Source organism: Synechococcus sp. KORDI-49 (genome assembly GCF_000737575.1).
In the GTDB taxonomy this organism is placed as follows: Bacteria; Cyanobacteriota; Cyanobacteriia; order PCC-6307; family Cyanobiaceae; genus Parasynechococcus.
Genome location: NZ_CP006270.1, coordinates 2,304,802 through 2,327,194 on the forward strand (window position 1 = coordinate 2,304,802; position 22,393 = coordinate 2,327,194).

A 22,393-nucleotide genomic window follows, 5' to 3' on the forward strand; every position below is an offset into this window, starting at 1 on the left:
GCATCAGAGCGCGCCTGCCGCGGTCCGGTCGAGCACACTCCCGAAGTGGGAGGTGAGATTGAGACAGGTCACCACTGCAGGCTGGCCCGGATCCGTTGCGATGTCGACCACCGTCACACCGCCATTGCCCTGCTTCACCGCCCAGATGTCCGCCGGCGTCAGGCCGAGCAGATCACAGAGGATGGTTTTGTTGACGGCGTCATGGGCCACCACCAGAGCGGTGTCCTCCGCCTCCAGGGAGGTTGCGATCTCCCCCCAGCTGCGGACCGAGCGGGCCCAGACATCCTGAATCGTTTCGCCGTCAGGCATCTGAACCGTTTCCGGAGTTCGTTTCCAGGTGTCGAGCAGGTCCGACCAGTCGGCTCGGATCTCGGACTCGAGCTTGCCCTCCCACTGGCCGTGGCCGATCTCCACGAGCCCGTCGGTCTGGGTGAGGGCGACGCCGGGATGGGCTTCCAGAATGATTTCAGCCGTTTCGGTCGGCCGCGACAGGGTGCTGCTCCAGGCCCGGTCGATCCTGACGGTTCTGAGAAAGTCTCGGGCTGCAGCTGCCTGGCTGCGTCCGTGCTCATTCAGAGGGATGTCGATCTGCCCCTGGAAACGTCCTTCCTTGTTCCAGTCCGTCTCCCCATGACGCACAAGGATGAGCCGGGCCCCCTTGCCCTTGGCAGGAAGCGGAGAGAGATGGGTGGTGCTGTTCAGGCACTCGATCTGCACCTGAGGGCGAGACTCTCCAGCCGTGAGGTTGAAGACCGAGAGCGAGGTGTTGTCCACTCTCAGCCGGCGGAATCCGTTCTCAGGTTCCCCCAGCAGGGTGAGCATCAGACAGCGAAGGATGGCGTTGTGGGCAACGACCAGCACCGTGGCGTCGGTCTCGACTGGATGTCGCTTCAGCAGCCCTGCCACGAAGTGCTCGGCCTGCTGCATCAAGTCAGGGAGGGGGCGGTAGCGGCGACCATCCCTCCGCTCCAGTTTCAGTTCGAGCGGCCGTCGCTTCCAGGTGGCGTAATCCTCCGGATACCGCTCGGTCAGCTCATCGATGGCCATCCCCGACCAGGGTTCCAGATCCACCTCCAGCAGGCCGTCGTCGAACACCGGCTCCGGTGCTGTGCCGCCGCGGGCCTCCAGCAGGGACGCAGTGGTGGAGGCTGCCCGGCGCAGGCGTGAGCTGTAGACGGCATCAAAGGGAACGTCCGAGAGCGATTCCCCCAGTGCCCTGGCCTGCTCGTGACCCTCTTCGGTGAGGTTGGAGAGGTCATCACGCCCCTGAATGCGGCGCTCCTGGTTGAAACTGCTCAGACCGTGGCGGACGAGGAGAAGACGGAGGGGCACCGTGCTGCAGCAAAGCGCGGCCATCGTATGGGGCAAGCCCCGCCGGAGGACAATCGGGTGTAGTTGAGCCGACGTGGTGTCGTCCAGTTCTCCCCGCCCGGTTGAGCCCCGCTGGAAAACACTCCTGGCCGTTCTCTCCCTGGTGCTGGCCACGGCGATCTGGGTCACCGGGCTGATCGACAGCCTCAGTCGGCCATCGGTTGCGCCGGTCCTGACTCTCCAGCAGCAGGAGCTCAGTGTGCTGGCGGAGCCAGCCGTGCCTTCGGCGTTGCGCCCGGTGCTGATGGGGGAGGCGCCAAGGCAGGTTCTGCTCCAGGCCTTGCAGGACAGTCCAGAGAGCCGGCGCAGCTCACGCCAGACGCAGCTGCTGAAACTGCTGCAGGGTTCCGGGGATGCGGACATCGCAGCTGCGCGGGCATCGGATGATCCGCTCCTCCAGCTGCTGGCCTGCGAAGCCGAGCCAGATGCATCAGAGGCGCTCTGCCTGGATCAGCAGATCGCTTCTGGAGCGGCTCTGCGGCTGACCCTCAGCGCCACACTGCCACTGGTCATGGTGCTCCTGGGGAGCCTGCTGCTGCTCCAGCAGGGATGGAGTCTGTTGCGGGGACAACAGGAGCCTTCGCCCTCTCTTGAGGGGCCCGAGCTGACGCTGATCGACATGATCCTTCTTGTCGCCGGCGGGTTTGTCGTCATCAGTGCCGTGGCCATGCCGCTGCTGGCTCTGCCGCTGGTCGGAGCCCTCACCTCGGCTCTGGCCAGTCCCCGTCGGGAAGCCGTCGGAGTGGTGATCAACTACAGCCTGATGGCCCTGCCGAGTTTGTTGATCCTGCGGCGTCAGCTCCGTGCCCTGGACCCGCAACGCAGTCCATCCGGAGGCTGGCTGCAATGGGGGCTGCATCCTCCTGCCTCGGCTCTTCGCCTGGCTGCCTCCGGATGGTTGATGGTGACTCCGGTGGTGACCCTGGCCGGTTGGCTGGTGGTGAAGCTGGTCGGTGATCCCGGTGGCAGCAATCCACTGCTGGAACTGGTCCTCGGCAGTCGTGACCCTCTGGCGCTGCTTCTGCTGTTGCTGACGGCTGTGGTGCTGGCGCCGCTTTTCGAGGAGGTGATTTTCCGCGGGACGCTGCTTCCCGTTCTGGCAAGCCGGGTTGGATCCGGTCCCGCTGTGCTGCTCAGTGCGCTGGTGTTTGCGCTTGCCCATCTGAGCATCGGTGAACTGGCTCCGCTGACGGTTCTCGGAATCGGTCTCGGTCTGCTGCGCCTTCGAGGCGGACGCCTGCTCCCCTGCGTGCTGATGCACGCTCTCTGGAACGGCATCACCTTCCTGAATCTCCTGCTTCTCTGAGTCTTGCGGCCGGCCTGTGCGGGTGGTTCACTGGCCTATTCGACTGTGTCCACGGTGGTTGCCGCTCCGGAACAGCGACAGACCTCCAGGGCTCTCGAGCTGATTCAGGGGTCTCTGTCATCAGGACGGGTGTCCCGTCGATCGCCGGTTCTCGGCGGTCTTCATCGCCTCGCGGATGGAACTCTGCTCGGCGTGATCACGGCCGCGGCAGTGCTGTCAGGCCTGACTCTGCACTGGCAGCATCGCTGGACGCTTTCCTTTCAACGGTTGGAGGGAACCCGCTCGTTGTCCCATCGGCTGACGGAATCCACGGCGCAGCTGGAACAGCATCTCCTGAGACGCACGGCCCGTCCCTCCAGCCTCGTTCCCACCAAGGTGGCCAATCTGGTGTATCTGAAACGTCCGGAATCGTCGGTCGCCAAACCCGAGAGTCAACAACTTCTGCCTGTCCTGGATGATCTGATCGACCAGCGGATCCGGGCCGGCTACTGATGGCTGCACCGTCCCAGGCTCCCGCGACGCCCTCCAGGTCCCGGCGTCGAGGCCGTTCCCGGGTGGTCCCGCTTGAGAAGGTGCCGTCCAGACGTCTCTGGATGGTGTTTCTGGTGCTCAGTGCCGGTCTGATCGGCCTGGCCGGACGGATGGCCTGGCTGCAACTGGTGCAGACCGATGCTCTTGAAGCCCGTGCCCGCCGCCTGCAGACCCAGCGCACCCAGCCGCTCGGTCAGCGCCGTCCGATCGTCGATCGCACCGGCCGTCTGGTGGCCATGGATGAGAAGCGATTCCGTCTCTGGGCTCATCCGCGTTACTTCAACCTGCCCGGAGATGACCCGAACCACATCCGTCCGGCTGCGGATGTGGCGGAACTGTTGTCGCCCATGATCGCTGTTCCGGCCAGCCGCCTTGAGGCCGAGATGGCTCAGCGCCCCTCGGGGATCCGGCTTGCTGAAGGCCTGGATCCCGAGACGGCTGCACGGATCCGATCCTTGGGCATCAGCGGTCTGGACCTTGAGGCTTATCCGCAGCGGATCTATCCACAGGGCTCGCTGTTCGCCAACGTGGTCGGGTTTCTCAACGACGAGCGCGTCCCCCAGGCAGGGCTCGAGCAGAGCCGCGATGAGGAGCTGATGCGTCACGAGCAGGCCCGCAGCATGCGGCGGGGTGCTGACGGAACGCCCCTCCCCGACGATCTGGCTCCGGGTGTGTTCTACGGAGATGATCTCCGGCTGCAGCTCACCCTTGATGGCCGTCTTCAGGAACTGGCCGTCAAGGCTCTGTCGGAGCAGGTGGCGAAGTGGAAGGCGCAGAAAGGGGCAGCCATCGTCATGGATGTCGCCAACGGCGAGCTGCTGGTGCTCGCCTCCACACCCACGTACGACCCCAATCGCTACTGGAGCTTTGATCCCGGTCGATTCCGGGAATGGTCCGTGCAGGATCTCTACGAGCCCGGCTCGACCTTCAAACCCATCAATCTGGCGCTCGCTCTTCAGGAAGGTGCCATCAGGCCGGACGAGCGGGTGCATGACGTGGGTCAGTTGAAGATCGGTGGCTGGCCGATCAACAACCACGACAAGCGAGCCAATGGCCTGGTGGATTTCGCCACCGTGCTGCAGGTGTCCAGCAACGTCGGAATGGTGCAGGCCATGCGCCGACTCGATGACGGTGTCTACTGGGATTGGATGAACCGTCTCGGAATCGACCGGAGACCGGATACCGATCTGCCGGGAGCGGTGGCCGGACAGCTGAAGACGAAGAAGCAGTTCACAACGCATCCGATCGAACCGGCGACCAGCGCCTTCGGGCAGGGGTTTTCCCTGACGCCGCTCAAGCTGACCCAGCTGCATGGGGTGCTGGCCAACGGCGGTCGTCTGGTCAGTCCTCACATCACCCGGGGCTTCCGCTCCGGTGAGGCCCTCGCCCCGGCTGCCTCGCCGGGAGGACAGCAACTGTTGAAGCCTGAGATCACCCGTACGGTTCTGAGCTGGATGGAATCGGTGGTGGACAAGGGCAGCGGCAAGGGGGTGAAGACCCCCGGCTATCGCATCGGCGGCAAGACCGGAACAGCGCAGAAAGCTCTCAACGGCGTTTATCTGCCTGGAGCGAAGATCTGCAGCTTTGTGGCCACCCTGCCGATCGAGTCCCCTCGTTACGTCGTTCTGGTGGTGATCGACGAACCCCAGGGGGACAATGCCTACGGCTCAACCGTGGCCGTTCCCGTGGCCAAGCAGATCATTGATGCACTGCTGGTTGTGGAGAAAATCACACCTTCAAAACCTGCAGAATTGAACAAGACCGTCAACGGCTGACGGCTTCTAAAACGCCGCTACGTTACGAACAGAAGAGCCTTTTTCCACAATGGCCAGCTTGCTTGAGCAGCTCTCCGCGATGACGGTCGTGGTGGCAGATACAGGAGATCTGGAGGCGATCCGTAAATTCACTCCCCGCGACGCCACCACCAACCCATCCCTGATACTCGCTGCCGCCCAGATACCCGCTTATCAGAATCTGATTGATGAGGCGCTGCGCTCATCCCGCAAGCTGATCGGTGACAATGCCCCGGTCGAGGATGTGGTGCATGAGGCTCTCGACGAGATCAGCGTCATCTTCGGTAAAGAGATTCTCAAGATCGTTCCCGGCCGCGTGTCCACCGAGGTGGATGCCCGCCTCAGTTACGACACGGACGCCACGGTTGAAAAGGGCCGCAAGCTGATCCGCCTGTACAACGATGCCGGTATCAGCAACGAGCGCGTTCTGATCAAGATCGCCTCCACCTGGGAGGGCATCAAGGCTGCTGAAGTGCTTGAGAAAGACGGCATCCACTGCAATCTCACTCTGCTGTTCGGCTTCGGTCAGGCCGTGGCCTGCGCCGAGGCGGGTGTCACCCTGATCTCCCCGTTTGTCGGTCGCATCCTCGACTGGTTCAAGGCCGACACCGGTCGTGATTCCTATCCGGGCCCGGAAGATCCTGGTGTCATCTCTGTGACCCGCATTTTCAATTACTTCAAGACCTACGGCTATAAGACCGAGGTGATGGGAGCCAGTTTCCGGAATCTCGATGAGATCACGGAACTTGCCGGATGCGATCTGCTCACCATTTCTCCCAAGCTGCTGGATCAACTGCGTGAGAGCGACGCGGCACTGACCCGCAAACTCGATGGATCCAATCCTGTGAGCGCCGAAGAGCAGATCCATGTGGATCGCGAGCGTTTCGACGCGATGATGAAGGACGATCGAATGGCGTCGGACAAACTGGGCGAGGGCATCAAAGGCTTCAGCAAGGCCATCGAGACGCTTGAGCATCAACTCGCCCATCGCCTCGCGGAACTGGAGGGGGGCAAGGCCTTCGGTCATGCCGTTCAGGAGATCTTCATGCTCAACGACATGAACGGCGACGGCAGCATCACCCGGGACGAGTGGCTCGGCAGTGATGCCGTCTTTGATGCACTGGATCAGGATCACGATGGTCTGATCTCCCAGGAGGATGTGCGTCAGGGTTTCGGTGCTGCGCTTTCCCTGACCGCCGCCTGAGCCATGGCACGGAAGCAGGGAGGGGCATTACCTCTCCTTCATCTGTGATCACCAAACTTCGTTGGTGACGATTTGACTTCCATGCACGCCCTCGACACCATGCTTGCGCTCGCCAGCAAAGGCGAGGTGATCACCCTCAAGGCCGGTGAGGTGTTGTTCTCCACTGGAGACACAGGATCCACCATGTATGGCCTGTTGGAGGGATGCGTCCGTCTCACCTGGATCGGCGAAAGCGGCACCCAGGGCCATGAAGACATTCCCACCGGTCACGTGTTCGGCGCGGGTGCGCTGGTGATGAGGGATCACCAGCGTCTGGGTACGGCGACCGCGACCTCTGATTGCCGCCTCATCGAAATGAACCGTGAGAAGTTCCTGTTCGCGGTTCAGGAGGCTCCGATGTTTGCCGTCGAACTGCTGGCGTCCATCGATGAGCGTCTGCGCGACATCAAGCTGGCCGACAACTGATCAGGAAAAAACGCACGATCCGGCCCTTTTGAAAGAATGTATGTGCTAGCGGTGCATTCTTGTGGGTCGAATCCGTCTCGCTCTCCGTCTGGGGTTGTTCCAGCTCAGTCTTGGCATCCTCGGGGTCCTGATTCTGGGACTGCTGAACCGTCTGTTGATTCAAGACATCCAGCTGCCGGCGGTGCTGGCGGCGTTGGCCGTCGGTGGTCAGCAGCTGATGGGGTTCACCCGCGCCTGGTTCGGCCACCGCTCCGATCGCATCCCCCCAAGCCGGCTGCGTCGCACACCCTTCATCGTGATCAGCTCGTTGGCGATTGCTCTGTTGTTCGGAGTGGCCTGCCAGCTTGTGCTGCGGTTGGCGACCAGCATGGAGAGCTCCGGCGGTGATCTCGATGCGCTGCTGATTGGCCTGTTGATCCTTGTCTTCGTGGCGATTGGCACGGCGATCGCCGCTGGTGGAACAGCGTTTTCGGCCTTGATCGCTGATCGCACCACAGAAGCCGAGCGGCCGCGGGTGCTGTCGGTGGTGTGGGGGATGCGTCTGCTGGGGGTGTTGCTGGGCAGTGTTCTGGTGAATCAGGTGTTCGGCAGTGCCTGCGCGGCCGATGCCAGCCGCACCGCAGTTCTGGCCGGGCTGCAGCGTCTGTCGGTGGTGACGCCCTTCGTGCTGCTGGGGCTAGGGGTGGCGTCGGTGTTCGGCGTGGAACGCCGCACCACAGACTTGTTCGCGCCTGTGGGGTCGGCCCCCCCCGATGTTCCCCAGCGGTTGGCCTTACCCCAATTGCTCTTGAAACTGCGGTCCATCCCTCAGGCCGGTCGTTTCCTTGGGGTGCTGTGCCTGTTCACCTTCAGCATGTTCCTCAACGATGCGGTGTTGGAGCCCTACGGCGCTGCCGTCTTTGGCATGAGTGTCTGTGCCACCACATCGCTGAATGTGTTGATCGCCCTGGGTTTCTTTGGTGGCTTGGGGCTCAGTGGCTTCTGGTTGATTGAGCGCGTCGGCAACATCCGCACGGCCCGTGTGGGGGCGGTGCTGGCAGCACTGGCCTTGATGCTGATGCTGTGGGCCGGGGCTGATCAGTCGATCCCCCTGTTGCGGGCTGCCGTTGGCTTGTTTGGTTTGTCGCTTGGGGTGTGCATGAATGCCTGCCTCACCCTGATGTTCAGTTTTGTGGAACCCGGGCGCACGGGCTTCCTCCTGGGCATCTGGGGAGCGGGCTATGCCTATTCCTGCGGTCTGGCCACGATCAGTGGAGGCGGCCTGCTCACCTTGTTCCAAGCCTGGAATGGCGGGGATCTTTTTGGAGCCTATGGCGGGGTGTTTGCCCTGCAGATGGTCTGTTTCCTTGGCGCTGCGTTGATGACGCGCCGTTTGGATGTGGTGGGCTTTCGCGAAAAGGTGAAAACTCGATTCTGCGAAGTGATGGAGATGGCGGTGGATTGAACCTTGGATGGAGCGCCGGATCCACTAGAACCGAGTTCCTTGGATGGCAGTGAATGCCACCGCTGCAGATCGTCTGGTTCAAGCGTGATCTGCGCATCGATGATCACCGGCCCTTGCTGGCTGCTGCGGAGCGGGGTCCGGTGCTTCCGCTCTACATCGTCGAGCCGGAGCTTTGGCAGCAGCCCGATGCCTCCGAACGCCAGTGGCTCTTTTGCAGGGAGGCGCTGCTGGAGTTGCGCCGTGCCCTCGCCGATCTGGGGCAGCCGTTGGTGGTGCGCACAGGCGATGTGGTGCAGGTGCTGGAGCGGGCTCGGCGACAGTTCGGTATCGATGGCCTCTGGAGCCATGAGGAAACAGGCAACGGCTGGACCTATCAGCGCGACAAACGGGTGGGGCTGTGGGTCCGACAGAACGGAATTGAGTGGATCGAAATTCCCCAGTTCGGGGTGACGCGCCGGATGCGCACCCGCAATGGCTGGGCCAAGCGCTGGGAGGCTCAGATGACGGAGCCCTTGACGTCTCCGCCTGCAGGGCTCCCCGTCTTGGAGGGGATGGATCCCGGGGTGATCCCGGAGCGGCCCTGCCCTGAGCTGCCGCTTGATCACTGTCCGCAGCGGCAGACCGGTGGGCGCTCGATCGGCCTGGGGGAGTTGCGCGATTTTCTGCAACACCGTGCACCGCGCTATCAACGGGCCATGTCGAGCCCCAATACGGCGTTCACCGGCTGTTCACGTCTGTCGGCCTATCTCACCTGGGGATGCCTGTCGATGCGGGAGGTCCTGCAGACCAGCCGCAAGCACAGTGGTCGCGGTGTCAGCAGCTTTGAATCGCGGCTCCACTGGCACTGCCATTTCATTCAGAAGCTGGAGGATCAGCCGACGATTGAATTCAGCGACTTCCACCCCTTCATGCGTGGCATTCGCCATGCCGACAGCGATCGACTGACGGCCTGGAGCGAAGGCCGCACCGGCGTACCGTTCGTGGATGCCTGCATGCGGGCGCTCCGGGCCCATGGCTGGATCAACTTCCGCATGCGGGCCATGTTGATGTCTTTCGCCAGCTACCACCTCTGGCTCCCCTGGCAGGAGAGCGGCATGCATCTGGCCCGTCAGTTCGTCGACTACGAACCCGGCATTCACTGGAGTCAGTGCCAGATGCAATCAGGAAGCACCTCGATCAACACGATCCGCATCTACAACCCGATCAAGCAGGGGCGGGACCATGACGCCAATGGTGTGTTCATCAGGCGGTGGTGCCCGGAACTCGCTGATGTCCCGAGCGACCATATTCATGAGCCATGGACATTCCTGGCAGGCCATCCTGCGCCAATCGTGGATTGCACGGCGGCAGCTCGTGAGGCAAAAGAGCGGATCTGGACGATCCGTCGTTCTGCCGGCTTCGATCGGCACGCCGATGACATCCAAAGCAGACATGGATCCCGTAAGGCAGGCCTGAAACCGACGATGAGCGCCCAGAGAGCTCACCGCCGGCGACGGCGCCTCCCTGATGATGCGTCGATGCAGCAGCTGACTCTTGAGCTCTAAATCGATTCCAAGGTCGAGAGTTCTGATGTGATGGACTGGCCAGGGAAAGTTCCTGCCGTGAAACGCATGAACAGCTCGACATCCGTTATGTCCAGGCTGCCGGGATTGGTGTTGGTCACGCTGACGTTGTAGACGTCGGTCATGTCGTAATCGCCGTTGTCCACACTTGCATCGATGTGGTCGATCATGTCGCTGGAAGTGGTGCGGCTGCCGACATAGGAGGCAAGTTCACTCATGATTGGATCCTGGGAGACCCGACCGGTGATGAATCGGCGTGCCAGAGCCAGGCCATCGGTGAGCGTCGTCAGCTGATCATCAGCGTCGATATCTTTCGGTCCCAGCGATACGAGGCTGTCATCCGATAGATCGGAATCGTCCGTCTGCTGGTCATCTGTTGTGCTTCCAGACTCGCTCCCGGAGGACTCGCCAACGACCGCATCAAAGTCGACATCTCGACTGACGAGAGCCAGGCCACCAGGGCTGGTGATCTCACCGTTCACCAGGCCGTCATCATCACCACGGGCACCATCACGGACATACAGGGCCAGAACATCCGCACCGCGCTGGCTTGGATCGGTGTCCTCCAGCAAGGCTCCGGTTCCCGTCACCTCGTCGTAGGTGTAGATGAAGGGATCAGCATTGGCTGGTCTGCGGTACCAGACCAGACTCTGAGAACCCTCCTCCAGTTGGGCACGGATTTCATCACTGAGATCAATTTCGATGCGCTGCAAGCCCAGATCAAGAATGTCTTCATCATCAAGATCGCTTTCCACGGCAATCGATTGGTCAGACTCCTGCATCACCAGTGATTGACGTTTAGCCAGGAAGCCCGAGAGGGTACCCCGTCCTCGACCAACCCGAAGATCAACAGGTTTGGAAATTGGCTTGAGATCATCAACCTCATCAGCGGTTGCATCAGCAAGGGAGGCAATATCCTTGGCAGTGAATTCACGGCTTGAATTCACTTGACGCAATTCTCCAGACTGATTGGCGGCAAGTTCCGCTTTGTTGGTTTCATTCACTTTGCCTGAAATGTTTTCCGGCGTCTGCTTCTTCATCAAGATCGGTGTCGATCCAGTTTCTCCACTACCTGTTTTCAACGTTGATTTGATGATCAGAGGATTGCCGGAGAGTTCCTCGCCTTTTTCACCAAGATCTTTCTCAAGTTTTGCCTTTGTTGATTTCAATTCGTCGTCGGTTGCTTCCGGCAAGGCTGCCAGATCGGCGAGATCATCTTTCGTGATCTTGACAAGATCCTTCAGGTTTGAGGCATCGCCAAAATAGGATTCGAAGATGTCGGAGTGGGAAGCGATATTCTTTGTGGCCTCCAGAAGGGCGTTCTCCAACGTGTCATGAGACTTGATCAGGAGTGAATAGGAGGTGGGTTGATGGTTGTGGCTATGGAGATTGGCAATGAAGTTGTAAACCTTGTTCTGTTCGAATCTGTCATCACTCGAAAGGTCGATCACAACTGTTTCGTCAGATGGAGTGAAGACCCCGGTCTCCGCATCCTCTGTTCCCCAGTTCCAGCTTCCTTCATGCCATCCAGGTTCTTGATGGTCCACAAGAAGACTGACATCGCTGAGCTGGCTGAAGTCAGTTGCCCGGACAGTGTAAATCTCCCCACCAGTCAATTTCATTGACCAATAATCTTCTGTGTCTAAGGAATTGAGCTTCCCTTGTGAGGCCATTCCATTGATCGCCAATGACCCACTTGGGTCGTTGGAGGTGTCTTGGTCGGTTTCCAGCGTTATGGTTGTATCGAGTATGTATTCAACGTCAATATCTCCTGAATTGCCTGAAGAGAAGTATTCGATTGTGTAGAGGCCCTTGGGAAGATATTGCTCACTTTTACCGTCGTAACTGTTTCCCCACCACTGACCGTTGAGGTCAAATATTTCAAACCAAACTTCACTTGAAACATTGTCATAATCAAGAATTGCAAGAGTGAATATTCCATCAGAGTTAATCGCAATTGTCTCGTCGGCATATTGATCGCTCAGGTTCAGAGTGTTGTTCCTGATGGAGAAGGATTCTTCATCATTGCCACCGATTTGAATGGCATCAAGAGCCTCGGAATCAAAGGCTGTTGTTTCGATTGTGAGTTGATACGGTTGCTGGATCTCTTCGTCGAGACTTGCATGTTCAATGATCAAGCGGTAATCACCTTCGGGAAGAGTGAAAACAACGTTTCGTTCATCATTGCTTGGAGAATCTTTCCATGAATCCAGTGCAGAATTATGTGATCCACCGATGTAGTTGGTGAAGCGAGGTGTAATGTTCTCGACAAAGAAATCCAGGTTGGCGTCGCCTTCATCATCCAGAGTCCGTCCGCCTTGATCAGTCAAGCTGAAACTAACGTTGGAGATCTCGTCGAGATGGAAGTTGTAATGGTCAGCGATCTGGAAGTCAGAGTGCTTTGACGAAAGGGAACCATTATCATTCATATAACTATTGCTGCTCGAGAGGTTGTTGCCAGTTTGTTTGAAGACAACATTGACACTGTCAATGTTGTTAAACCAAGTGTCTGGATTGTTGATGTCAAATTCGACAGAAAAATTGTTAATGGCAAGATTTCTGATCGAGGTTGCATTGCCTAATCCATCGGTTAAGGCTGTGCCGAGGTAGCTGAGAGAAACCTCATCATTTGCTTGAACAGAGGATTCCAGTTGTAATTCAAGATCTCCCCACTCGTTCATCCGAATGCTGTTGGCACTGATGGATCGTCGGTCGTCGTTGACGCCGGCTGTGATCAGGAAATTGATGGGGTTGGGAAGGTTGGTTGTCGTGAGACTTTTCCCATTGACATGAACTTCTGCAGGGTCATCCAGACCCATGTAGAGACGATTACCGTGAACATCGGCCCAGCGCACAGAAGGCCCCTCTTCGTCAGGCGAAATATTCTCGATGGGATGCCAATGAAAACTATGGCTTGTCGCACCATTGACATTTGTGAATGGCTCGCTGTTTGAAGAGCCATCGGCAAGTGTTGAAATGATGGGGTCATATGTAACATCAATATTCACACCCGACGGAACCTTATTCGACAGGTCAAAGATCAATTTTTTTCCTTTGACCTCGATCGTGCTTTCAGCAAATTGAAGCTGAGTCTGCTCTCCACTTTGAGGATTCCAGGACCAGAATTGGAAGTCGCTTATTTCTGGAATAACTGCTTTTGTAGAGTCGTCAGTGAGATCAGCCTTGGAGTGAAAAGATAAGGTTGCTTTCTTGCCTTCAACAAAACTTTCGTCTGGATTCAGGGAAATCCACTCGTCAAGATCGTAACCAAACTGCTCATAGCGGGCCCAGTTATCGATTTTGAGTGGTTCCTTGAGAACAATGGATTCTCCCTCCACATCGCGTAATCCATGACCTTCTTGTAATGCAAAAGTGATCGTCGATTTTGGCTTGATCGTCAGACCACTGTCATCTTTCAAGCGAAGCTTGAGACGATGTCCCCACTGGATTTCTGTGGAATAAGCTGAGGGATCGACGAGCTTGTCGTCAATTCTCAGGATGATGTCTCCCTCTTTATAATTAGACTTGCTATCATCATTTGTGATTTCAGCAATTCGGTAAAGACCTTGGTATTCAATATAAATTGATTTGTTGCTGTCATAATCTTCCCCTGACGGATCAGTGTAGCCCCATTCAAAAGTAGGTTTGATGGAACCTACATTCATGACCCACTCTTCTTCATATGTTTGCCATGCTTTGTGGTAGCGGTCTTCTGCTTCTCGGAATCGCTCTTCGTTGCTTGGATCGTGAAGAGTCCAAGCCCATAGATCAATCTGTGGCTTGCTTCCTCCTTGTGGCGCAGTGAAATCTAGATTGGCAGAGACAAGATTACGATGATCATTTCTGACTTGATTTCTGTTCGTTATTTCGAAGATATCATCTGAGAAGATGGTTTCATTGCTATTAGCCGAGGTCCCAACATTACGAAGCACCTCCAGGATCAGGTCCAGGAAGTCGTTGGCTTCGAGAAATTCATCGTCGCTATCAATTTCGATGCCAGCATAGACTTTGGGCTGATAGTTAAGCTCGTCGATGATTCCATCGCGAACTTGATAAAGTTCATCGAAGAAAATATCTTCTCGCTGTTGCTGACTGAGTTGTCCCTCGCCTGATTGATAGTGAAGATCAAAAATAATGGCATAGTCCCGCCACTCACTCCAGTCATGTGGACCATCAGAATGCGGGACTTCCAGGTTGAAGCGCAGGACAACATCATCGCCAATATCAAAATAATCACCTTCTAAATTAATTAGTCTTGGACTGATTCTTTGTTGATCCCAAGCGACAAAGGGATTTCCTTCAATCCAAATCTGTGGATGATAGTCTGACCAAAAAGCTTGAACAGGTTCTTCGCTGACTGACAGCCGATTCAGATTGTCACCATAACGGTCAACTTTCAGAACGCTAATCTGATCATTTTCCCAAGAGTCCCATTCTCGAAGGCTCACACTGAAGCCATCAGGATCAGAGTCAATAAATTGCCCAAAGTTGTAACTGTCTTCTTCTCCAAACCAGATGGCGTTATAAATCTGCTCAGTATCTCCGTCCGGTGTTGTGAGCTTCAGGTCAACGATGAATTCATTCAGGCCGCCTCCTGAGTCATCAGCGGGATGTAAACGTAAGCCAGGGTTTTCAATCTGGTCGGTTGTCGAAGCGTTGTCATTCATGATGTGGGCCTCAAAGAAACTCCAGTCATCATCCATTTGTCCAGGGTTCAGGAAGGCATCTGCAGGTAGAACCAACCACTCCGAATCCTCCTCATTGTGTCCCCGTGCTGAATCCCAGTTGTCATTACCACTGACAACCCATTCTTTTCTCACCAGGGTGCTGTGTTCGGTGGCGTCAACTGTTCCTGCCACATCCCATGGTCCTCGATCGTCAAAATTGCCAAGCCAGTCAATGACCGTGTACGACGCCTGATCCCCACGAACCAGTGCAAAGCTGTCGTCACCATCTCCTAGATATTCGAACAAGTGATCAGCTTGATCAAGAATTGCAGGTTCTGCACCGGGGTCTGCAATCAAGTAAACATCTCCAGACTCAATTGTTGCACCTTCGGGAAATTCGTTCCAGAATTCATAGACCCCCCATGTGGTTGTGTTGTTAGATATAGTTGGGAATGCATAATTGTCGAGCTCCACCCTGGATGAAGTGGGGTTGAAAATTTCGATATATTTGTTGGATCCATAGCCTGTTGTGTATTCTGAGAAGAACAGGCTGGATGCTGTTTCCGAGTTGTCGTCTTGGGGGAATAAGTCATCAAATCTGATCTTGTATGTGGCTCCTTCTTGAGAGGATCCATTGTCACTCGTGAAGATGAACTCATTGGCGGAGAACGTCATGCCCTCCATGTTTTTGAAGTCTCCACTGATGAAACCCGAATTGATACTCTCTCCAGATTCAAGATCAAGAAGTTGAATATATGCCAATCCCTGATTGTTTTTCTCTCCATTAATGACGGCAGATTTCCCATGTAATGCTGCAAGATATTGAATATCAGACCCATCCCGCGTCACTATTGCCAGATCTCTTAAATCATTGATGCCGGTTTCGATGATCCGCAGCTCAGAGCCAAGAACCCCGTCTCTGAAATCATATTCATAGATACCTCCTGATTTTTGCTCGCCGACAAGAATAGAATCAGATTCTGAGAGGAATACCAGTGACTCATGTTGATTGTCAGACTCTTCAGATGTGTCAGGAATCGTTTCGATTCGGACTATGTCTGATACCCCATTGGTTTCGATGATGTCGCCATTTTCATTGAGACTGAAACTAAAAATCTTGGATTGTCTGTTGTTGTCAAGATCACCCTCATCCAGAATGTAAAGCGTTGATGAGTTGATGTCATAGGTGATGGCTTCGCCATCGATTGAAACAGACTCTCCCTTAAAACTATTTGGTAGGGTGAAATAGGCGGGTGAATGCTTGCCATCTCGATTGATTCTTAATAGCTGCGATGGACTCTCTGAATTGAATTCAGCATTGTCATCTACGTCTTGATTTGCCGAGATGGAGTCATCTGAAATGATGTATAAGAAAGAATTACTGTCTTCGGTAATCACGGATGTGATTCCACTGGCTTCAAAGCCGTAAGGCAAATTAAAATCTGGTTCAATATACAAAGCATCTGCAAGCAATTTGTTTCTATATTGCTGTCCTGAGTGATACCCGGGTCCAGCCTCAATTGACATGGGTGCTGTGAAATAAGATTCAAAATTATTGGCTGTAGTCGTCGTCGTCAGGTAGGTGGCAGAACTTTCAGACAACCACTGCTTCTCTTCTGCCAGTAGGGATTGGAGTAGCTCTTCGATTGAATTCAGATTTTCGATCTGATCCAGTTTGATTGTTTCTGACGGAACTTGATTTGGCCCGATCTGTAGAGAAACGCTAAGGCCATTGTCGGTATTGAATATTGATTCAAAAAGCTCTTTGTCGAAGAAAAGGTGAAGAGATGATTCTCCCTCAAGCTTTTCGATAGGGATATCTTCACTGATCAGATCATCATAAGAAATTCGTAAATCCCAGTTAGAGGGTATCTCTTCGAGGCCAAGATCTTGGGACGTGGACGGATTCAATTCCAGCCTCAGCTGGTTGTAGCTGGCTTTTGCTGTTGCCAGGTCGAGGGCGGTCCAATGATAAAAATGATCGTTAGCCTGAGCCTCAGGATTTCGGGCTTCAAATTTGAGATCTTCTGCAACTGCTTCACTCAGGCTGATCAATTCTGTTGTTGATGCATCCCAATCAATCGTGAGATAGTTCTCAACCTCTGCTTCTGCAAGCCGCAGACCCTCTGGGTTGGAAAAACTGAAATTATCGGAGCGATTTTCAAGATCTGTATCATCAATGGTAATGCTCTCACCAGTTCTCGTGTCGATGAGCCCAAAAGATGTTGTCTTATTCTTCGTGTTGATGGTGAGCTCTGAAACCTGATAGGGTCTCCACTCATCGATTGAGTATGGCAGTGCATCATGCCAATTAAAATCAATCAACATGCCTTCTGAGATTTCAAGCGTCGTACCATTGAGGACGACCTTATTCATATCGACATCGAGATATCCTTCTGAATCTTCTCTTCCCGGGAGAGTGTATTCGTTGCCGTTCACTCTGACATCGAGCTGAAAGGCATCGTCGTTCCAATGATCTGACAGAGCGCGAGTTTCGTATACAAGCGGACCGATTTCCAGTGTTTCCGTACTTGATTCTTCAAATTCAAACAGAATCTTCGATCCTTCCGGGATATCGCTACTAAAAAAGCTCAGCGCCACTTCATGCTCTCTCTGCCAATCGCCCTCTGCTTCGTTGAAGTAAGCATTGGCATCTCTCATTGTAGTTACATTATCCTCCAATACCAAATCATTAGCGTCGACAAGTGAAACATTGCCCTTGAAATTACCATTATCATCAAAGTGTTCACTCATATCCTCTGACTTGAAGACGATTTCTACAGCTGCCAACTCAGTTGTGTCACGATCAGCTTCTCGTTGACGTTTGAGTTTTTCGTACTCATTCCAATTCAGCTCCATCCTCTCATTAACGACTGACTCTGCAATCTTCAGGCCAATGCCTCCTTGATTGACGCCATTGTTCCAACTCCATCGCTCAAAAATATTGGCGTCAAACATTTGTACATTCCGGTTGTCCTCGGAATCGATTAATTTGAAAGTTGTAATATTGCTGGAGTTGTCGATTGTCAGATCATCTACACGGTATGGGTGATATGAGCGAATATATTGAGGCAATACTTCGTGCCAGTTGAAATCCATAAGGCTTCCATTGACAATATCGTGATCCACGCCAATAAGAACGACTTGGTTGTTGTCAAGATCCAGCCAACCTTCCTGTTCTTCATTGCCGGGAACATTCAATCTCCACTCTTCAGCGGCGCTGCGAATTCCTAATTGAAACGCGTTCTCAGAACCATGATCTGTCTCCGTAAAGGAATTCAGATGCAAAGGTAGTTCAAGTGGGTTGTCCCAGTGTTGATTGGCATCGAGGATGAGCTTGTCTCCATCAGAGATCTCTGACCCCAGAAAAATCTCAAGGCGCTCATGGGTATTTTCCCATGAATCATCTGAGTAATCTTCATCATTGCGGTAGAAAAAGTCTGATTGGATTAACCCAGCAATCTCATCGTCGATCAGTTGTCCAGATGAATTCACAAGACTGATTGTGCCATCAAATACGCCAAACTCGTCGATGATGTTGGATAAATCCTTTGCCTTGAAATTAATCTCAAGTGCTGAAATGCTCGAGGCTTCCTGTTGATCTGATAGCTCATTCTGCTGCTTTCGGTAGGCGTCTTGGTCAAATTCCAGATACTCTTCTTCGATGGCCTTCCACATCCGCAGGCCATCATTGCTATCAGCAGATTGGTACTGTGTAATAGAATCAAGAATATTGTTGCTGGCAAAGCTCACTGCCATCGATTGCTGACGATCAAATAATTTGAATGACGTCTGCTGCAGATCAGGGTTGATTTTGAGATCGTTAACCTGATAACCCTTGTAGGCCTGCACACTTTCCGGCAGGGTCTCGTGCCAGTCAAATCCAATTAAGTCACCTTCACTCAGCTCATGATCAATACCAGTCAAGACGATTCGATGCGTACCAAAATCAAAATGTCCTTCTTGCTTTTCAGCTCCTTTAATGGAATGAATCGTTTCTTTGAATTTAATATTTAGCTGGAAGTAATCATCGTTTCCGCTACGATCAACTTCTGTTCTGATGGTGTTGTGGAATGGTAGAAGGAGCTGTTGATTCCAGTGATCACCACCATCAATCACAAGGATATCTCCAGCCTCTGCTGAGAAAGGAAGCATGACATGCAAACGTTCGTGCTCCTTGTCCCAATCACTTTGATGATTGTTTGTCCATGAGCTGTAGTTGATCAGTGCGGGAAGGTTTTCTGCACGGATGTTATTTTTTTCACGCACCTCAAGGTCACTATTTTGTAATGTGATGCTGCCTGTGAAGCGCCCATTCGTTACCAGGCCTTCTGCGAACTTTCCATCAAAGACAACCTCCACAATTTTGGCATTGTTCGTCTCTGCATCGGCTTGTAATTTTTGTCCGTCAATTTCGTAATATGCTCCAGCCGGATCCAGCCGGATCACCTCTTCCTGTTTCGCCTTCCAAAGTCGTAAGCCACTGTCACGATCGCCGGAATTATAGTTTTTGATTGTTTGGCTGATAGCATCATCACTGAAATCAACGACCTCGCCTTCCTCTTGATCAAATAAGTCAAAGCTGGTTATGTTCGTGTCTTCTTCTGTTTCCAAATTGATGATCTGATAAGGCTTGTACTCATCCAGTCCCTGCGGGAGAGTGCTGTGCCAGTCGAACCCAATCAGGTCGTCATTTTGAAAATAATTTTCGATTCCCTCCAAGATAATTTTTTTATCATCAAGGTCGATGAAGCCTTCTTGCTCTTCTTCGCCTTTGATAGTTAGTACCTCCTGATTTGTTTTGATTCCCAACTGGATGTAATCGTTTCTCGTCGAGTAGTCCACTTCGGTTCTCTGCTCGCTGGACAGTGGAAGATTCAGATCCTTTTCCCATTCATCACCACCACTGATTCTTAGAGTGTCACCAGCCTGCGCCTTTTCAGGCATATAGATGTAAAGACGTTCATTCTCCTGCTCCCAGCTGCTCAGGTTGTCGTCGGTGAATCCGTGCGGATCAACGACTGCTTTAAGGTTTTCGGATTTGATTGCTCCTTCAGGATCCAACAGTGAAATGCTTCCTGTGAAACCACCGTTGCTCACCAGGTTGCCGAAGTCTTTGGCTTTGAAAACGACTTCAATCAAGCTGGTCTTTTCATAGGCGTCTTCTTCTGCTGCTGCATCAGTGGACTGATAGGTGACTCCGTTGTGATCCAGTGCGATGTAATGACGCTCTTTCGCCCTCCATATGCGAAGACCATGATCAGAGTCGCCATTCCTATAATCTTCGATTTGCTGTTCAGGATCGTCACTTTCAAACTCAACCGATTCTTTATGCTTTGGATCGATCAGGCTGATGGTTGTTTCATTCGTGACGTTATTCGTCGTCAATTGCTCGATTTGATAAGCGTAATATGACTCAATGCTCCATGGGAGAGTCTCATGCCAGTCAAATCCCAGCAGATCGCCCACATTCAGTTCGTGGTCAACTCCGCTGATGATGATCGTATCCTGATCAAAGTCTAGGTAACCTTCTTCTGCCTCATAACCTTTGATTTCATGTCTTTGCTTATTGATTTTCGCGCCCAGCTGGAAATAATCATTTCTGAATGAGTTGTCTACTTCGGCTGTTGTTTCTTCATAGAGTGGTAGTGTCAGGGATTGATTCCACGCATTTTCCGCCCCAATCACTAATGAATCACCATCTGTTGCTTCGATTGGTATAAAAAGATGAAGGCGGGTGTAGTTGGTTTCCCATTCGTCTTTTGTCTCGTTAATCCATGCATCAGGATGAAGCATGGCCTGAATATTTTCTGCTTTAGTGGAGCCATCATCACCAATCAATTGGATGGAGCCACTAAATTTGCCGTTCTCGATTACATCATCCAGATTGGGCGCTTCAAATACCACTTCAAGATGGCTGGTTGGATCCTGTGCAGTTTCAGAAAACTGATCCCCATCCTTCTCATAGATCACAGCTTCATGATCAACCCTCAGGTTGTCCCTCAGTTCTGCTCGCCACATTCGTAGACCGCTGTCTCCTTCGTCGGCTTTGTGTTGGTTGATCTTTTGCTGCAGTCTTGTATCGGAGAATAGTAAATCTTCTGATGTCTCGCTATCAATTAATCTGAACGTTGTGCGGTTGTAATCCCTATTTATGATCAGTGAGTCAACTCTGTAAGCATGGTGACTTCTGATGCTTTCGGGAAGTGTTTCATGCCAGTAGAAGCCAATCAGATCACCATTTTCTAGATTGTGGTCTGTCCCATCGAGCACGATCTGCTGTTGATTAAAGTCAATGAGGCCTTCCTCCTCTTCGTCTCCATTGATTTCATATCGATTCTTTCCCGATAGGATTCCTAGTTGAAAGTACTGATTGTCATCAGAGTGATCAACTTCAGTAGATGTCTCCATGTAGAGCGGCAACTGCATCGAATAGGTCCAGTCGTTGTCGCCATCCATCACGAGAACATCTCCATCCTCTGCCTTGCCAGGGAGAAGAACATGCAAAATTTCGTATGATTGCTCCCAATCGCTGTTCTCTCCCCGTAACGCCTCAGGTGAGATCAGGCCTGTCAGGTTGGTCTGCTTTGCATTGCCATTTTTATCCAGGAGCGAGAGATCACCCTGGAAGATGCCATTCTCTACCAGGTCGCCCAGATCTTGTCCTTCAAATGTGACTTCGAGCACGCTTGTTTCGACATCAGAAATGTCACTGTTGAAGAACGTGTCGAGTGATGTTGACGTGTAAGTCGTCTGTGGATCAACTGTGTTCGCCAGATCGATGAAGCTGTTGTAGTAATTGTCAAGGATTTCCGAGGTGGCACCATTCTGTTCCAGATTCGAAAGCCACCCATGGAGATCGTCAACATCGCGTTCCCCGATCCATCCAAAGTCTGTTCCTCGTCCATCAAGACCTGGTTTGAAGAAAAGTCTGAAGTCGTCGAGGTTGTATGTTTCGTTGTCGCTTGCTTGATTAGCCAGATCAACAAATGCCTGTTCGTAGATTTCAACAATCGTTTCGTCAACTTCGTTGTCGTGAAGATGCTCAATCCACCAAAGTGAATCCTTTCCGCTCCCCTGGGTGTTGAGCCATCCCAGCTTGGTTCCTTCGCCGTCAAGTCCTGGAGAGAAAAATTGCTCGTAGTTGTCGTTATTAAAGGTTCTATCCGTCTGTGCGTTGTTGGCAGTGTCTGTTAGTGCATTTCTGTAGGTATCGACAATCTCACTGCTGACACCATTGTTTTCGAGATGCTCGACCCACCACAGTGTGTGTTCAAGATCACCACCTGCATTGATCCGGCTGAAGTCCGTCCCTTTTCCGTCAAGTCCAGGGTTGAAGAACTGCCGAAAATCTTCGGTTGAGTATGATCGATTGAGGTCGGACAGGTTGGCGAGATCAATATAGGCAGATGTATAAGCATCAATGACATCCTGCTCTACTTCGTTGTCTTCAAGGTGGTTGATCCACCAGACAATTTCGTTGAGATCACGATTGGTGCTGCCGATGTATTCAAAATCGTTCCCTCTGCTATCGAGTCCTGGTCTGAAGAAGGATTGATAGTTCTCCGATGAGTAATCAGAGCTGTTGGTGGCATTGTTGGCCACATCGGCCAGGCTTGATTTGTATTGCTCGATGATGTCTTCTGTGACTAAGCCGTTGCCAAGGTTGTTTTCGAGATCATCAATGATATGCAGACGGTCTTTGGCTTCATTGCTCCACAACCAATCGAAATCGGTTCCCTGGCCATCGAGCCCTGGTTGAAAGAACGTTTCGTAGTTTGTACTGTCATAGTCAATTGATTCAGACGCTTTATTGGCGACGTCGACAAATGCCCCGATGTAGCTGTTGAGAATGTCTGATTCGACTCCGATGTTTCGAAGTTGATTGATCCACCATAATTTGTCTTGCAGCGAGGTGTGGTGGATCTGCTCAAATGCCGGAAGATTGTTGACGTATTCTTTTTGAATATCGCCACTCAGATATGCTTCGAAAATGGTTCCATAGGCTTCAAGTGAGTGAATGGTTGAGCCCATGTGATTTGAAGCACTT

The 22,393-nt window shown here is 53.1% G+C and carries 9 protein-coding genes; 7 read left to right on the forward strand and 2 right to left on the reverse strand.

Annotated features, from left to right (window positions below):
• Positions 1 to 3 precede the first annotated feature (3 nt).
• Positions 4 to 1,332, reverse strand: a complete 1,329-nt coding sequence (locus KR49_RS11665) for a histidine phosphatase family protein (RefSeq protein ID WP_043697452.1) — start codon at positions 1,330 to 1,332, stop codon at positions 4 to 6.
• A gap of 76 nt (positions 1,333 to 1,408) precedes the next feature.
• Between KR49_RS11665 and KR49_RS11670 the strand changes: the two genes are divergently transcribed.
• The 7 genes from KR49_RS11670 to KR49_RS11700 all read left to right on the forward strand — a co-directional run bounded on the left by KR49_RS11670 (position 1,409) and on the right by KR49_RS11700 (position 9,658).
• Entirely contained in the window at positions 1,409 to 2,677 is a 1,269-nt protein-coding gene (locus KR49_RS11670) for a CPBP family intramembrane glutamic endopeptidase (RefSeq protein ID WP_043697455.1), read from the forward strand.
• Positions 2,678 to 2,680: 3 nt separating this feature from the next.
• Positions 2,681 to 3,169 (forward strand): hypothetical protein, encoded by a 489-nt coding sequence (locus KR49_RS11675; protein ID WP_371257631.1) that lies wholly within the window; start codon positions 2,681 to 2,683, stop codon positions 3,167 to 3,169.
• Positions 3,169 to 4,983, forward strand: coding sequence for a penicillin-binding protein 2 (locus KR49_RS11680; RefSeq protein ID WP_043695651.1), 1,815 nt, complete (start codon positions 3,169 to 3,171; stop codon positions 4,981 to 4,983). Before KR49_RS11675 ends, KR49_RS11680 begins: the two co-directional genes overlap by 1 nt.
• Positions 4,984 to 5,032: 49 nt before the next feature.
• Complete coding sequence (locus tag KR49_RS11685; RefSeq protein ID WP_043695655.1) at positions 5,033 to 6,205, forward strand: transaldolase; 1,173 nt, start codon at positions 5,033 to 5,035, stop codon at positions 6,203 to 6,205.
• 81 nt (positions 6,206 to 6,286) lie between these two features.
• Entirely contained in the window at positions 6,287 to 6,670 is a 384-nt protein-coding gene (locus KR49_RS11690) for a Crp/Fnr family transcriptional regulator (protein WP_043695657.1), read from the forward strand.
• A gap of 61 nt (positions 6,671 to 6,731) precedes the next feature.
• Positions 6,732 to 8,114 (forward strand): MFS transporter, encoded by a 1,383-nt coding sequence (locus KR49_RS11695; RefSeq protein ID WP_043695660.1) that lies wholly within the window; start codon positions 6,732 to 6,734, stop codon positions 8,112 to 8,114.
• A gap of 53 nt (positions 8,115 to 8,167) precedes the next feature.
• Positions 8,168 to 9,658 (forward strand): deoxyribodipyrimidine photo-lyase, encoded by a 1,491-nt coding sequence (locus KR49_RS11700; protein WP_043695663.1) that lies wholly within the window; start codon positions 8,168 to 8,170, stop codon positions 9,656 to 9,658.
• Here KR49_RS11700 and KR49_RS11705 read toward each other — a convergent pair.
• Positions 9,655 to 22,377, reverse strand: a complete 12,723-nt coding sequence (locus KR49_RS11705) for a hypothetical protein (RefSeq protein WP_043695665.1) — start codon at positions 22,375 to 22,377, stop codon at positions 9,655 to 9,657. The genes KR49_RS11700 and KR49_RS11705 overlap by 4 nt on opposite strands.
• Positions 22,378 to 22,393 lie beyond the last annotated feature (16 nt).

Excerpts from the sequence above, each read along its gene's own strand:
- KR49_RS11685 (WP_043695655.1), top strand. The coding sequence starts at position 5,033 with ATGGCCAGCTTGCTTGAGCAGCTCTCCGCGATGACGGTCGTGGTGGCA.
- KR49_RS11680 (WP_043695651.1), top strand. The coding sequence starts at position 3,169 with ATGGCTGCACCGTCCCAGGCTCCCGCGACGCCCTCCAGGTCCCGGCGT.
- KR49_RS11690 (WP_043695657.1), top strand. The coding sequence starts at position 6,287 with ATGCACGCCCTCGACACCATGCTTGCGCTCGCCAGCAAAGGCGAGGTG.
- KR49_RS11705 (WP_043695665.1), bottom strand. The coding sequence starts at position 22,377 with ATGGGCTCAACCATTCACTCACTTGAAGCCTATGGAACCATTTTCGAA.
- KR49_RS11700 (WP_043695663.1), top strand. The coding sequence starts at position 8,168 with ATGCCACCGCTGCAGATCGTCTGGTTCAAGCGTGATCTGCGCATCGAT.